Below are 14,563 nucleotides of genomic sequence, written 5' to 3'. Positions count from 1 at the left end.
ACATGGACACCGGTCGGCTCGTGGTCGACGCCCCGCCCGATCCGCCGACCCCTGCGCCGGTGAACCCGCTGGCCCGACTGATGCCGGTCGCCATGCTGGCGGCAATGGGCGGCATGACCGCGATGTACCTGACCTCAACGGACTCGCCGCGCAACCCGATGTTCCTGTTCTTCCCGGCCATGATGCTGGTGTCGTCGATCGGAACCCTGGCCTACGGTGCCGGCGGGCCCGGCCGCACCGCAGAACTCAATGACCAGCGCGCCGCCTACCTGCGCTATCTCGACACCCTCGACGAAGTCCTCGCGGCCGCGGCCGAGGAACAGATCCGCGTCCTGCACCACGACCATCCCGAACCTGCGGCGCTGTGGACGCTCGCCGGTGGCGAGCGGATGTGGGAACGCGCCGACGACCATCCCGACTTCTGCGTGGTGCGCATCGGTGTGGGAGAACAACCGGCGGCGACCACCGTGGTCGCACCGGAATTGGGAGCCGACGATGAGGCCGACCCCGTCACCGCCGGCGCACTGCGCCGCCTGGTCCGGCACCGCTCGGTCGTCGCAGGTGTGCCCGTCGGGGTTCCGTTGCGCTCCACCGCGGTGGTCACCGTCAGCGGTGACCCGGAGGCGGTGCGTTCCGCGGTGCGGGCACTGGTGTGCCAGCTGGCCGTGCTGCACGATCCGCGACAGGTCACGGTAGGTGTGGCCTCGCCGGCCCCGCACTGGGACTGGCTGAAATGGCTGCCGCACCGTTGCGACACACCCTCGGCGCGGCACCACGTGGTCGTCGTCGACGGTGCCCGACCGCCGGAACCCGCCGAGGACGTCACCTGCATCGTGCTGCAGCCCGACGACCGGACCGAGGTCACCGTGCACCTCGACGGGCAGGTGAAAGCCGTGTCGTGCGACCAGCTCTCGCCAGCGGACGCGGTGGCCTGTGCCCGGCGGCTGGCGCGGTACCGGCCCGGGGCGGGCGCCCGCCGACCGGGCGGGCCGGACTGGTTGTCGCTGATGGGAATCGACGATCCCGAGCAGATCGACGTCGGCATGCGGTGGCTGCGGCGGAGCGCGCCGGACCTGCTCCGGGTCCCGATCGGGGTTGCGCCGGACGGCGCCGTCGTCGAACTCGACATCAAGGAGTCGGCCGCCGCGGGGCTGGGACCGCACGGGTTGTGCGTCGGTGCAACGGGTTCCGGAAAGTCGGAGTTTCTGCGCACCCTGGTGCTCGGCATGATCACCGCCCATCCGCCCGAGCTGCTCAACCTCGTGCTCGTCGACTTCAAGGGCGGCGCCACGTTCCTCGGGCTGGAGAACGCGAACCACGTGTCGGCGGTGATCACCAACCTCGCCGACTCGGCGCCGCTGGTGTCCAGGATGCGTGAGGCGCTGTCCGGGGAGATCAACCGCAGGCAGGAGCTGCTGCGGGCGGCGGGCAACCTCACCGACATCGCCGAGTACCGCCGGGCGCGGCAGCGCGACAGCACGCTGGCCCCGTTGCCCGCGCTGCTCATCATCGTCGACGAGTTCTCCGAATTGCTCAGCCAGCATCCAGATTTCGCCGAGTTGTTCGTCGCGATAGGCCGTCTCGGCCGCTCCCTCGGCATGCATCTGCTGCTGGCCAGCCAGCGCCTCGACGAGGGCAGGCTGCGCGGGCTGGAGACCCACCTGTCCTATCGGGTCTGTCTGAAGACGTTCTCGGCGAGCGAGTCGCGGGCGGTGCTCGGCGTCCCCGATGCGTATCACCTTCCGGCGCAGCCCGGCGCGGCCTACCTGAGCACCGCCGCCGGGACGTTGACGCCGTTTCAGACCGCGTTCGTCTCCGGACGGTATCCGCAACGGGTGCGGCGGCGCGACGAACGCCCCGCGGTGCGCCGCTTCACGCTCGCCGGCGACGGCCCGCCCGCCGGTCCGGTGGTGGTGTCGTCACAGCGCCCCCTGCTGGAGACGGTGCTCGGGCAGCTGGGCGGGCGCGGCGTTGCCGCCCACCGGGTCTGGTTGGCGCCGCTGGGGCGCTCACCGCGGCTGGACGAGGTGCTCTCCGACGCGCCGGCGCACCGGCTGCGGGTGCCGATCGGCGCGGTGGACTGCCCGTTCGAGCAGCGCCGGGATCCACTGGTCGTCGACTTGACGGGGGCGGCAGGCAATGTCGCGGTGGTCGGAGCGCCCCGATCGGGGAAGTCGACGGCGCTGCGCACCATCATGGCCGCGCTGGCCGCCACGCACGGCGCCGGTGCGGTGCAGTTCTACTGCCTGGACTTCGGCGGCGGCGCGCTGGCCGGGATGCGGGAGCTGCCGCACGTCGGGGCGGTGGCCGGGCGGGGCGACACCGAGCTGTGCCGGCGCATCGTCGCTCAGGTGGAGTCGGTGCTGCGGTCCCGCGAGGCCGGACCCGTTCCCGACGACCCGTACGGTGAGGTGGTTCTCGTCGTCGACGGGTGGGCCACGCTGCGGCAGGAATTCGACGGGTTGGAAGCCTCGATCACCGCGCTGGCGGCGCAGGGGTTGTCGTACGGCGTGCACGTGATGCTCGCCGCGTCCCGCTGGGCCGACCTGCGGCCGGCGCTCAAAGATCAGATCGCTACGCGCATCGAACTGCGGCTCGGCGATCCGATGGAGTCCGAGATGGACCGCAGGCGGGCCAGGGAGCTCGCGGACCGTCCGCCCGGCCGCGGCATCACCCGCGACGGCCGCGAGATGGTGATCGCACTACCCGATGCCGACTGGTTGCGCACCGCGATCATCGAGGACGGCCGCACCGCCCCGCCGGTCGAACTGCTGCCGGCACGGGTCGGCCGCGAAGCGATCCGGGTCGACGAGCGGCGACGGGGCCGGGTGGTGCTGGGACTCGGAGAACGCGACCTGGCGCCGGTCGTCCTGGACCTCGCCGAGCACCCGCACCTGTTGGTGTTCGGTGACAGCGAATGCGGCAAGACCTCACTGCTGCGTCTGCTGTGCACCGACCTCGCCGTGGCCGCCGATCAGCCCCACCTGGAGATCGTCGACTTCCGGCGCACCCTGCTCGGTGTCGTCGACAGCGGGCCCAGCGCCGGATACGCGGTGTCGGGTATCGCGGTGGCGTCGCGGCTGGCGGCGCTGACCGAACGGCTGAACGCCAGGATGCCCGACGAGTTCGTCACCCAGCGGCAGCTTCGGGACCGGTCGTGGTGGCACGGACCCGACATCTACGTCGTCGTGGACGACTACGACCTGGTGGCGGGCGCCACCGGTAATCCGCTCACCCCGCTGGCCGACTTCCTGCCGCACGCCAAGGATCTCGGTCTGCACGTGATCGTCGCCCGCCGATCCGGTGGCGCGGCGCGGGCGATGTTCGATCCCGTGCTGGCCCGCATGCGCGACATGGGTTGCGCCGGTCTGATGATGAGCGCCGCACCCGACGAGGGAGTGTTGCTGGGCAGCGCCAGACCGACCCCGCTACCGCCGGGACGGGCCACCCTGATCGTGCGCGGCAGGCCCGACGAACTGGTCCAGCTCGCGTGGGTGGATCCGCCGTGACCACCGTCGTCGAGCTCGGGCCGTGCACCGTGCGCGGGACGGAAGCCGCACCCCCGGAATGGGTTTCGGTGGCGCTGGACTGTATCGACGATCCACTCGCCCTCCTCGACGAGCGACCCGTCGAGGTGTCCGGGCTGTGGCGCGATGTGCTCGCTGTGGTGGCGGGCGGACACGACGGCGCGCTGGTGTTGGTCGTGCCGACGTGGTGGCCGTCGGGTCGCGCCGACGTGGTCGCCGCGGCCGGCCGCGCGATGACGCCCGAGGTTGTTGTGCTGCAGCGCAGTTCGCTGTCGGGTGACGACGGCGCGGGCACGCTGGTCGAACTGTCCGCCGACTTCGCGGTGGTGCGGTCACCGGGAACGGGGTGCCTCGTCGTCCCTCGCGACGACATCGGGCCGCTTCTGGAAACCGCGACGTCGGTGCTGATCGACGTCCCCGCCGGGGTGGCGCCACTGCCGCCCGCGGTATGTGCGCGGTTGCGGCAACTCGGGACACCGGTCAGCCACCGCGACCACACCGGCGTCCGTGACGCCGCGTTGGCGGCGCTGCCCCGGCCGGGCCGCAGACCCGGCAGGCCGCGGCCGGGTGGTGGCGCGATTGCGGTCCTGGCGGGCGCCGCGGTGACGGCCGTCGCCGCCGGGGGCGGATGGGCGGCGCAGAACCTGTCGCCGCGACCGCCCGCGGATCCGGCGACCAGGCTGCTGGTCGAGGGCCGGGTTGCGGTCGCGGTGCCGGCGCAGTGGACGGACGAACGTGTCACGACCGGGCCGGGATCGGCGCGCGTCCGGGTCTCCGCCGCAGGCGGCTCGCCCGCCCTGCACATCACCCAGTCGGTGGGGTCCACCGCGGACGTGGCCGAATCGCTGCGCCGCGCAATAGGATCCGAGCCGGTCGGGGTGTTCGTCGACTTCGACCCGTCGGGTGAACGCGGCGGCAGACCGGCGGTCACCTATGTCGAGCGGCGCGCCGGCAGCGAGACCCGGTGGAGCGTGGTGACCGACGGCGACCTGCGCATCGCCATCGGATGCCAGAGCACGCCCGGGCTCGACGCCGCCGTCGAGGACGTCTGTGCCGAAGCCGTGCGCACCGCGCACGCCGTCAGCTGAGCGGCGGATCGGTGGAACCGTATCCGGTGCCGGTGCGTCCAATCTGTATACCGCTTGCGAAGGCTACGAAAGGATTTCACATGCCGACACCGTCAGGAACCGCCGGCCCGGCGCTGACCACCGACTTCGACCTCATGGTGTCGGTGGCCGGAAAGACCGACGCGCGCAACGAGGAGATCCGGGCGATGCTGCAGTCGTTCATCGGCGCGATGAGCAGTGTGCCGCCGTCGGTGTGGGGCGGTGCCGCGGCCACCCGGTTCCGCGAGGTGGTCGAGCGCTGGAACGCCGAATCGCTGCGACTGCACGCAGCGCTGCAACGCATCGCCGAGACGATCCGGGACAACGAGCGCATCCTGCGCGAGGTGGCCGACGGTCACTCGCAGCGCATCGCCTCCGTCGCGGCGAACCTGTAAGGCGGGCGGCAGATGAACCACACACTGGCCTACGACTTCGGTGAGATCGAGTACACGGTTCGCCAGGAGATCCACTCCACGTCGGCCCGATTCAACGGCGCGCTCGAAGATCTGCGCGCCCAGATCGCTCCGTTACAGGCGAGCTGGACCCGCGAGTCCGCCGAGGCGTACCGCGTCGAGCAGGCCCGCTGGGAGCAGGCCGCGGCGGCGCTCAACGAGATCCTCGTCAGCCTCGGCAACGCCGTGCGCGACGGGTCGGACGACGTCGCTGCCACCGACCGCAGGGCCGCCCACGCCTGGGGCACCTGAACCCCACCCCAGCCTGTGCGGCCCCCGAAAGGAGGGGAGCCGATCGGGGGCCGCACAGTACTCCGGGCGCGCACACTGGGATAAGGTGACACTGAGTGTGATGGCGGACACAAAGGAACCCCGGGTGGCAGCTCCTGAGACATCAGCCGGACGGGGAGCGGCCCGTCCGACGTCGTCGCGGCTGCGGGCTGTCCACGAGCTGTTCGTCGCCGGCGAGGTCGACGAAACCTTCCTGAACTCGCACGCGGTGCGCCCCGTCGTCGCGCAGAGCTGGAAACGCAGCCTGGCCGGCGGGGTCGATCCGGACCTCGACGGCGCGCGGGCCGCTGTCGCCGCGATCGAGAGACTGCGCGAGACCCACCCGCTGGCACCGGCGCTGCCGGTGATCCGCCGGCTCCTCGTCGACGACGCGATGGACTCGGGCGTCGTGGTCGCCGTCAGCGCCGCCGACGGCACCCTGCTCTGGGTTGAGGGTGATCCGAACGCGTGCCGCAGGGCCGAGGCGATGAACTTCGTCCCCGGCGCAGACTGGAGCGAGCGCAGCGCGGGCACCAACGCCCCCGGCACCGCGCTGGCGTTGGACCGCGAGCTGCAGATCCGCGGGTCCGAACACTTCTCCCGCGTCGTCCAGCCGTGGAGTTGCACCGCCGCTCCCGTCCATGACCCCACCACCGGCGCGTTGCTCGGTGCGATCGACCTGACCGGCGGCGCCCAGGTCGCGTCGGCGCAGACCCTGGCCCTGGTGCGGGCCACCGCGGTGGCCGTCGAAAACCACCTGGCCCTGCTGCGGGTGTCCGGCGTGGCCGCCGAACCCGCCGCCCGCAGGCCGCACCTGGTGGTGCTCGGCGCCGACCGGCCGCGTTGGGTCACCACTGACCGGTATGGTCACCTTCAAGCCACCTACCTGACGGGCCGGCATGCCGACATCCTCGTGCTGCTCAGCCGTCACCCCGAGGGGTTGTCGGCCGACCACCTGGCCGTGCTCCTCGACGAAAAGGACCTCGACGTCGTCACCGTCCGCGCCGAGATGTCCCGGCTGCGTAAGGTCATCGGCGCCGACACCCTCGAATCCCGGCCGTACCGGCTGTCGACGGCGATCACCAGCGACATCGGCGAGGTGTTCGAGGCCCTCGACGCCGGCGACGTCGAATCCGCACTTGCGCGGTATCCCGGTCCGCTGCTCACCCAGTCGGTGTCCCCGGCGATCGCGCGGTTGCGCACGCAGCTGTCGACCACGCTGCGCGACGCCGTGCTCGCCGAGAGCAGGCAGGGCCGTACCGATCTGCTGCGCCGCTGGCTCGAGCTGCCCGAGGGGCGTGACGACCGTGACGGATGGCAGGCGTTGCGCGACAGCGCCGGACTCACCGCGGTCGCCCGGGCCCGGGCCCACGGCCACCTCGCCGGCCTGGACTTCGAGCTCGGCTGAAAACCTGAGCAGGACGACGATCTGCCTGGTCAACCCGCACGTGAAAGCGAGTTGTCAACGGCAGCTTGGTAATTCGATGATATCGAGATGAACTTCCAGGCCTACGCCGGGTTTGTCCCCGGCACCTACACGGACTCGCTTGCCCCGCCGGTCAGCACCTGGTGGCCGTGGCGGGGGCGCACCGTGCACGTCGCCCGCGCAGCCGTGCCGGCTGCGGAGGTGCGTGCGATGGTGGTTCACGGCGGCGGGGGATACAGCGGCGCCCTGTGGCCGGCCGCTGCGGTTGCGGCCGGTGACGGCGTCGATGTGCTCGCACCAGACCTCCCGCTCTACGGCGACACCGTCGAACCGGATCCGGCCGGCGTGCGCTACGACGCCTGGGTCGATCTGCTCTGCGACCTGGTGGCCGCCGAACGCGCCGCGGACCCGCGGCCGCTGATCCTGTTCGGCGCCAGCATGGGCGGCATGTTGGCCTACGAGGTCGCCGCCCGGACCCGGCAGGTGGCCGCGGTGGTGGCGACCTGCCTGCTGGACATGTCCGACCCCGCCGCCCGGGCCGCGGCCACGCGGTTCGCGTGGATGGGCCGGCCCGCACCGGCAGTGTTGCGTGCGGTCGTCCCCGTGTTCGGCCGGGTCCGGCTGCCGATCCGCTGGCTGGCCGACATGGCGGCCATGAGCACCGACCCGCGGTTGTCGCGGCTGTGCGCCGCCGACCCTCGCGGCGGCGGGGCCAGCGTCCCGCTCGCATTCCTGTCCAGCTGGATGAACTACCGCCACGCCGCACCGGAGCATTTCGACGCCGCCCCCGTCACGCTGGTGGCGCCCGCGGCCGACACGTGGACCGCGCCGGAGCTGAGTATCCGTTTCCTGCAACGCATCTCAGGTCCCACTGAGCTCGTCATGCTGGAGAACTGCGGCCACTTCCCGATCGAGGAACCCGGCCTCACGCAGCTGCGCGACGCATTCACCCGGGTGGCGGAGCGAGCCGCTCGACGGTGACCATGAGCGCGTCCCTGGCGTCCCCGATGTCGAACCGGTCGCGCGCCATGACCCGGTGCAGCTGCGCGTCGACCGCGTGTACGAGCATCCGCGCCGTCGTCTCCACATCGGCACCGCCGCGGTCGAAGCGCTTCAGGTGGAACGCCACCTCGTCACACAGGCGGTCTTCGAGATCGGTCAATGCGCCGAGTCGGTCGGGGATGGGCGTGACCACGCGGTGCAGCAGTGCGTGCAGCTTCGGCTGGCCGGCGTGCAGCCTCACGACGGCCTCGAGCAACGCACGCATCGTCGCGTCGAACGGGGGAGCGTCGGCACGCAGCGCGGCGAGCACGGCGCTCAGCTCACGGTCGGCGTCGCGGAGATGACGGTCGGCGATCGCTTGCAGCAGCGCGAACTTGTCCGGGAAGTACTGGTACAGCGTCCCGATCGACAACCCGGCGCGCTCGGCGATCCGATTGGTGGTCGCGGCGACGCCCTCGGTGGAAAACACCTGCGCGGCTGCCTCCACCAGCGTGTTCACCGTCTCTCGGGAGCGTTGCTGGCGGGGCTTTCGGCGGGGTTCGTTGATGCGGGCAAGTCTGCCCAACGATGCAACTGTGGTGCAACGGTTGCGCGCGTAGGTTCAGTGACGCACACCACACGAGCAGGAGATTCACCATGACTGTGTACGCCCGCCCCGGTGCTGACGGCTCCTTGATGTCGTTCAAGCCCCGCTACGACAACTTCATCGGCGGCCAGTGGGTGGCGCCGAATGCTGGACGGTACTTCGAGAACCCATCGCCGGTCACCGGGCAGCCGTTCACCGAGGTGGCCCGCTCCGACGAATCCGACATCGAGAAGGCCCTCGACGCCGCGCACGCCGCCGCGCCGGCCTGGGGCAAGACCTCGGCCGCCGAGCGTGCCGTGATCCTCAACAAGATCGCCGACCGCATCGAGGAGAACCTCGAGTCGATCGCGCTGGCCGAGTCGTGGGACAACGGCAAGCCGATCCGCGAGACGCTCAACGCCGACATCCCGCTGGCCGTGGATCACTTCCGGTATTTCGCCGGGGCGATCCGGGCGCAGGAGGGTTCGCTGTCCGAGATCGACGACGACACCGTGGCCTACCACTTCCATGAGCCGCTCGGTGTGGTCGGCCAGATCATCCCGTGGAACTTCCCGATTCTGATGGCGGTCTGGAAGCTGGCCCCCGCGCTGGCCGCGGGCAACGCGATCGTGCTGAAGCCCGCCGAGCAGACCCCGGCCTCGATCCTGTACCTGATGGAACTCATCGCGGATCTGCTGCCTGCGGGAGTGATCAACGTGGTCAACGGTTTCGGTGTCGAGGCGGGCAAGCCGCTGGCATCCAGCAACCGGATCGCCAAGATCGCGTTCACCGGTGAAACCACCACGGGCCGGCTGATCATGCAGTACGCGTCGCAGAACCTGATCCCGGTCACCCTTGAGCTCGGCGGCAAGAGCCCCAACATCTTCTTCAACGACGTGCTCGCCCAGGCCGACAACTACCAGGACAAGGCGCTCGAGGGCTTCACGATGTTCGCCCTCAACCAGGGCGAGGTGTGTACCTGCCCGTCGCGCTCGTTGATCCAGGCCGACATCTACGACGAGTTCCTGGCGCTGGCCGCGATCCGCACCAAGGCTGTGCGCCAGGGCGATCCGCTGGACACCGAGACGATGATCGGCGCGCAGGCCTCCAACGACCAGCTGGAGAAGATCCTGTCCTACATCGAGATCGGCAAGAGCGAGGGTGCGCAGGTGGTCACCGGCGGTGAACGCGCCGAGCTCGGCGGCGATCTCAACGGCGGCTACTACGTCGCCCCGACGATCTTCACCGGTCACAACAAGATGCGGATCTTCCAGGAGGAGATCTTCGGGCCCGTCGTCGCCGTCACGTCGTTCACCGACTACGACGACGCGATCTCCATCGCCAACGACACCCTCTACGGTCTCGGTGCCGGTGTGTGGAGCCGCGACGGCAACACCGCCTACCGCGCGGGTCGCGACATCAAGGCCGGCCGGGTGTGGACGAACTGCTACCACCAGTACCCCGCGCACGCCGCGTTCGGTGGCTACAAGCAGTCCGGCATCGGCCGCGAGAACCACAAGATGATGCTCGACCACTACCAGCAGACCAAGAACCTGTTGGTGAGCTACAGCGACAAGGCCCTCGGGTTCTTCTGATCCTTCTGTAGCGACAAGACGCGAACTCGCACGGATCCCCTCGGTCCGTGCGAGTTCGTGTCTTCTCGAGCTGGCGACGTGTTCGCCAAGATGGAGCAGGGCAAGATCGACGGCAGGGTGGTCCCTGACTGTCGCTGACCGCTGTCGAGGGGCGTTTTGACCTGCGCGGATATCCGCGGGTAGGCTGCCTCGTTGGCGTGCGCTGTCTTGCCGGAACCTCGGGTCACCGTCGGTCGCCGAGGCAGTCCGCAGCTCACGCTTGACCGGCACCCGGTTCACCGGGGCCCAACCCGAAGAAAAGAAGGTAAGCGCTGTGTCTACGTACACGCCGAAGGCGGGTGACACCACGCGTACGTGGTACGTCATCGACGCCACCGACGTGGTGCTCGGCCGGCTCGCCGTCGAAGCAGCCAAGCTGCTGCGCGGCAAGCACAAGCCGACATTCACGCCGAATGTCGACGGCGGTGACTTCGTCATCGTCATCAATGCCGACAAGATCGCCCTCAGCGGCGACAAGCTCAACAAGAAGTTCGCCTACCGACACTCGGGTTATCCCGGTGGCCTTCGTAAGCGTTCCATCGGCGAGCTGCTGCAGAAGCACCCGACCCGGGTCGTGGAGAACGCGATCGTCGGCATGCTCCCGCACAACAAGCTGTCGCGCCAGGTGCAGAAGAAGCTGAAGGTCTACGCCGGACCTGAGCATCCGCATAGCGCGCAGCAGCCGGTTCCGTTCGAGATCAAGCAGGTGGCCCAGTGACCGACAGCGAAATCACCGACGCCGTCGAAGGCGCGGAAGCCCCCGAGGTCGTCGAGACCGACGTCGTCGTCGACGTCGTCGCCGAGGCCGAGGCCGCTCCGCGTGAGCCCGTGATCATCGACCGTCCGATCCAGACCGTCGGCCGCCGCAAGGAGGCTGTGGTCCGGGTTCGTCTGGTCCCCGGCACCGGTCAGTTCAACCTCGACGGCCGCACGTTGGAGAATTACTTCCCCAACAAGGTGCACCAGCAGCTCATCAAGGCGCCGCTGGTGACCGTCGACCGGGTCGAGCAGTTCGACATCTACGCCCACCTCGACGGCGGCGGCCCGTCCGGCCAGGCAGGCGCGCTGCGCCTGGCGATCGCCCGGGCCCTGATCCTGGTCCAGCCTGAGGACCGCCCGGCGCTGAAGAAGGCCGGCTTCCTCACGCGTGACCCGCGTGCCATCGAGCGCAAGAAGTACGGACTCAAGAAGGCCCGCAAGGCGCCTCAGTACAGCAAGCGCTGATCGATCGACGACATGGCGCCCGGCCTGCTCGCATGCGAGCAGGCCGGGCGTCAGTCGTTGGCGGGCCTGTCGCCCCTGTGGGCTGTCACACACCGATAATTCAGGAAATGTCGATCACGCTATTTCCTGCTGTGACACGGAAATAGTTAATTAGGGAAACGCAAATTCCGGCGCTTTTCTCCGAATGGGATTTGAAATGCGCCGACCGGGTAGATAACCCTCGAAACCTGGAGCCAGGGCGCCTTGCCTGTGGCTCCGTGACTGCAAAGGAGTGATTGATGAACTTCGTCAAGAACGCCGCAGCGGGTGCTGTCCTCGGGGGATCGCTGCTTTTCACCGCCGGACTCGGGATGGCACAGGCACAGCCTGCGGAGACTCCCGACGGCCTGGTGAGCCTCTCGATCGGCGACGTCACGCTGCTGGAGAGCGCGACCGCTGACAAGGCGGCCGCCGCGGCCGCCGCCATCTGCGGCGCGGTGCCCGCGGACGTGAGCGCGCTGGTGGCGCAGGTCGACAGCGAGGGCGCCGAGCAGACCGTGTGTTCGGGCCTTCCCGGCGGTGATCTCGTCGTCGCCCAGAACGTGGCCGCCGCCGCGGAGACGCCTGCTGCGCAGACGCCGGCTCCGGCCGAGACACCGGCGCCGGCCGAGGGGGCCGCGCCCGAGGGTGAGTCCGGCACCGGCGCCGGTCTGGGCGCCCCCGAAGGCACCGGTGCGGCCGACGACGGTTCCGTGCCGCTGCCCAGCGACGAAGGGTAATTGGAGCCCTCTCACCGCCTGCATCCGCATTGGGTGCGGGCGGTGAGCCGTTTCATGAGCCATTTGCGGGTCGTTGGCATGGATAATCACCTGGGCGCAAATTGGCTCGGGGGCCCACAGGTGTGAGAGGTTGTCACGATGGCTCGACTGTTCGGCACCGACGGGGTGCGCGGCGTCGCCAACCGGGAACTGACCGCGGAATTGGCGATGGCCCTGGGTGCGGCGGCGGCTCGACGGCTCGGTAGAACCGGAGCGGCCCGCAGACGTGTCGCGGTGGTGGGGCGTGACCCCCGCGCCAGCGGAGAGATGCTCGAGGCCGCCGTCATCGCCGGAATCGCCAGCGAGGGCGTGGACACCCTGCGGGTCGGCGTGTTGCCGACACCGGCGGTGGCCTATCTGACCAGCGCCTATGACGCCGACTTCGGCGTGATGATCTCCGCGTCGCACAACCCGATGCCCGACAACGGCATCAAGATCTTCGGACCCGGCGGGCACAAACTGGACGACGCCACCGAGGACCGCATCGAGGAATTGGTGCACCAGGGGCCCGGTAGCCGGCCCACCGGGGCGGGCATCGGCCGCGTCGTCGACGCCGAGGACGCGCTGGAGCGCTACCTGCGCCACGTGGGCAAGGCCGCCACCACCCGGCTCGACGCACTGACCGTCGTCGTCGACTGCGCGCACGGGGCCGCCTCCCTGGCCGCGCCCCGCGCCTACCGCGCGGCCGGCGCCAACGTCATCCCGATCCACGCCGAGCCTGACGGCCTGAACATCAACGACAACTGCGGCTCCACCCACATGCGGGCGCTGAGTGCCGCGGTGGTCTCCTACGGCGCGGACCTCGGCCTGGCCCACGACGGTGACGCCGACCGCTGCCTGGCCGTCGACGCCCACGGGCGGGTCATCGACGGTGACGCGATCATGGTGGTGCTGGCCCTGGCGATGCAGGAAGCCGGGGAGCTGGCGTCGGACACCCTGGTCACCACCGTGATGAGCAACATGGGGTTGCACCTGGCGATGCGCTCGGCCGGCATCGAGGTGCGCACCACCGGGGTCGGCGACCGCTACGTCCTGGAAGAACTGCGCGCCGGCCTGTTCTCGCTGGGCGGCGAGCAGTCCGGGCACATCGTGTTGCCGAGCTTCGGCACCACCGGCGACGGCATCGTCACCGGTCTGCGGCTGATGGCGCGGATGGCCCAGACCGGCCGCAGCCTGGCCGGCCTGGCCGAGCCGATGCAGACCCTCCCGCAGGTGCTCATCAATGTCGAGGTCGCCGACAAGGCGACGGTCGCCGACGCCCAACCGGTGCGTGACGCAGTGGCGAAGGTGGAGGCCGAACTCGGCGATACCGGGCGAATCCTGTTGCGGCCCTCCGGAACTGAGCAGGTGGTCCGGGTCATGGTGGAGGCCGCCGACGAGGACACCGCCCGGCAGATGGCGGTGCGCGTCGCGGAATCGGTCAGCGCGCAACGCTGAACCCGTGGGAACCAGCCGGGCCTGCCCGGCGTCCAATCTCATATGGGAACGGCTGGCGCGGCCCGCGTCGACACAGTGGCGGTGCACGCGATCGCGCGGGAATACGAGACGGCGGCGTCGATTGTCGACGCCGCGCTGCGTACGCACCTGAGCGGTCTGGAGTTCGGGGGCGCGACGGCGGGGCGGGCGCATGTCGCGCACGGTGACGCAGTGCGCGACGCACTGTTCGGCGTCGCCTCGGCGCTGCGGCAGTGGTCGCGGGCGGCCACCGAGATCGCGGCGGCACTCCGGATGTCGGCCGACCGCTACCGAGACGCCGACGCCCGCGCCGGCGAGCGGGTGGGGTAGCTCGCCGATGTCCGAAAACTTCGATGCCGCTTCACGTTTGGCGCAGGGAAGGCCTGCCGTGGAGGAGCTGCAGCACTACGTCTGGGCCAGTCATCTGCTCGGCTATCAACATCCGGACCTGACGATGCACGCATCCCAGGTCCGCGACTGGTACGGCACCGAGGACGGGATGGATCTCGGCGCGCTGCAACGGGACTGCCTGGCACTCGACGCCGCGGTGCGTGCCTCCCAGGACGCGCTGGCCGTGCAGGAACGCCAGCTCGCCCAGCTGTCCGTGGTGTGGCACGGTTCCGGTGGGGAGGCTGCCCGGGACCTGCTGCGGCGCCACGGTGCGGCCTCAGCCGCGGTCGCCGCGGCGGTCCGCACCGCCGCCGAGGCGTTGACCGCGCTACGCGAGGACCTCTGGAAGGCGTTGGGCGCCAAGGCCGATGCCACCGTCGCGGGCGGCGAACGCGCAGGCGACTCCCGTGCACGGTGGCTCGCCGCGGCCACCACGGTCGTCACGGGAGCCGGGGACCGGGCGACCGCCAGCGAACTGGTCGAGCAGGAGGTGAAGCCGTTCGTGGCCGGCCCGGTCGCCACGGATTGGCTCACGGCGGTGCAGCAGGCCGTCGCGTCGGTCTCGACCGCCTACGAACGATCGGTGGCCGAGATCGCGGCCGAACAATCGCCGGTGTTCGACATCCCCGGTGACCTCGGGCCGGCGTGGACGCAGCCGCCGATGTCCACGTGCGACGAGCACGGAGCCGACGACGCGCAGCCCGGACCGCCGGCC

13 protein-coding genes and 1 pseudogene are annotated in these 14,563 nt (G+C 70.3%); 13 read left to right on the top strand and 1 reads right to left on the bottom strand.

Annotated features, from left to right (window positions below; translation table 11 throughout):
• Nucleotides 1-2 precede the first annotated feature (2 nt).
• The 6 genes from BN976_RS08640 to BN976_RS08615 all read left to right on the top strand — a co-directional run bounded on the left by BN976_RS08640 (nucleotide 3) and on the right by BN976_RS08615 (nucleotide 7,762).
• Complete coding sequence (locus tag BN976_RS08640; RefSeq protein ID WP_036369947.1) at nucleotides 3-3,509, top strand: type VII secretion protein EccC; 3,507 nt, start codon at nucleotides 3-5, stop codon at nucleotides 3,507-3,509.
• Nucleotides 3,506-4,615: a type VII secretion-associated protein gene (locus tag BN976_RS08635; protein WP_036370463.1), complete on the top strand. Its 1,110-nt coding sequence runs from the start codon at nucleotides 3,506-3,508 to the stop codon at nucleotides 4,613-4,615. The genes BN976_RS08640 and BN976_RS08635 overlap by 4 nt, the downstream gene beginning before the upstream one ends.
• 80 nt (nucleotides 4,616-4,695) lie before the next feature.
• Nucleotides 4,696-5,028 (top strand): WXG100 family type VII secretion target, encoded by a 333-nt coding sequence (locus BN976_RS08630; RefSeq protein ID WP_036369945.1) that lies wholly within the window; start codon nucleotides 4,696-4,698, stop codon nucleotides 5,026-5,028.
• 12 nt (nucleotides 5,029-5,040) lie between these two features.
• Nucleotides 5,041-5,337, top strand: coding sequence for a WXG100 family type VII secretion target (locus tag BN976_RS08625; RefSeq protein WP_011778723.1), 297 nt, complete (start codon nucleotides 5,041-5,043; stop codon nucleotides 5,335-5,337).
• A gap of 100 nt (nucleotides 5,338-5,437) precedes the next feature.
• Complete coding sequence (locus BN976_RS08620; RefSeq protein ID WP_199558917.1) at nucleotides 5,438-6,763, top strand: helix-turn-helix domain-containing protein; 1,326 nt, start codon at nucleotides 5,438-5,440, stop codon at nucleotides 6,761-6,763.
• An 87-nt stretch (nucleotides 6,764-6,850) separates the two neighbouring features.
• Nucleotides 6,851-7,762, top strand: a complete 912-nt coding sequence (locus BN976_RS08615; RefSeq protein ID WP_036369942.1) for an alpha/beta hydrolase — start codon at nucleotides 6,851-6,853, stop codon at nucleotides 7,760-7,762.
• Here BN976_RS08615 and BN976_RS08610 read toward each other — a convergent pair.
• Nucleotides 7,728-8,282, bottom strand: a complete 555-nt coding sequence (locus BN976_RS08610) for a TetR/AcrR family transcriptional regulator (protein ID WP_084182253.1) — start codon at nucleotides 8,280-8,282, stop codon at nucleotides 7,728-7,730. The two genes, BN976_RS08615 and BN976_RS08610, sit on opposite strands and share 35 nt — an antisense overlap.
• A gap of 137 nt (nucleotides 8,283-8,419) precedes the next feature.
• Between BN976_RS08610 and adh the strand changes: the two genes are divergently transcribed.
• The 7 genes and pseudogenes from adh to BN976_RS08575 form a co-directional block, all read left to right on the top strand.
• On the top strand, nucleotides 8,420-9,943 hold the full coding sequence (gene adh, locus BN976_RS08605) for an aldehyde dehydrogenase (RefSeq protein WP_011778726.1): 1,524 nt from the start codon (nucleotides 8,420-8,422) through the stop codon (nucleotides 9,941-9,943).
• 313 nt (nucleotides 9,944-10,256) lie between these two features.
• Nucleotides 10,257-10,700, top strand: a complete 444-nt coding sequence (gene rplM, locus BN976_RS08600) for a 50S ribosomal protein L13 (protein WP_011778727.1) — start codon at nucleotides 10,257-10,259, stop codon at nucleotides 10,698-10,700.
• Nucleotides 10,697-11,206 carry a 30S ribosomal protein S9 gene (gene rpsI, locus BN976_RS08595; protein ID WP_051558367.1) on the top strand — a complete coding sequence of 170 codons (510 nt, stop codon included), beginning with the start codon at nucleotides 10,697-10,699 and terminating at the stop codon, nucleotides 11,204-11,206. The genes rplM and rpsI overlap by 4 nt, the downstream gene beginning before the upstream one ends.
• Before the next feature lie 278 nt (nucleotides 11,207-11,484).
• A complete protein-coding gene (locus tag BN976_RS08590; RefSeq protein ID WP_011778729.1) occupies nucleotides 11,485-11,964 on the top strand; it encodes a hypothetical protein in 480 nt (159 codons plus the stop codon).
• A gap of 138 nt (nucleotides 11,965-12,102) precedes the next feature.
• On the top strand, nucleotides 12,103-13,440 hold the full coding sequence (glmM, locus tag BN976_RS08585) for a phosphoglucosamine mutase (RefSeq protein WP_036369935.1): 1,338 nt from the start codon (nucleotides 12,103-12,105) through the stop codon (nucleotides 13,438-13,440).
• 42 nt (nucleotides 13,441-13,482) lie between these two features.
• A complete protein-coding gene (locus BN976_RS08580; RefSeq protein ID WP_011778731.1) occupies nucleotides 13,483-13,788 on the top strand; it encodes a type VII secretion target in 306 nt (101 codons plus the stop codon).
• Between the two features lie 58 nt (nucleotides 13,789-13,846).
• Nucleotides 13,847-14,563, top strand: a pseudogene (locus BN976_RS08575) (hypothetical protein); the annotation flags it as partial.

It is taken from the genome of Mycolicibacterium austroafricanum (assembly GCF_000612725.1).
GTDB lineage: Bacteria > Actinomycetota > Actinomycetes > Mycobacteriales > Mycobacteriaceae > Mycobacterium > Mycobacterium austroafricanum.
The sequence above is the reverse complement of the archived record's forward strand: the minus strand, read 5'-3'. Positions and strand labels throughout refer to the sequence as shown.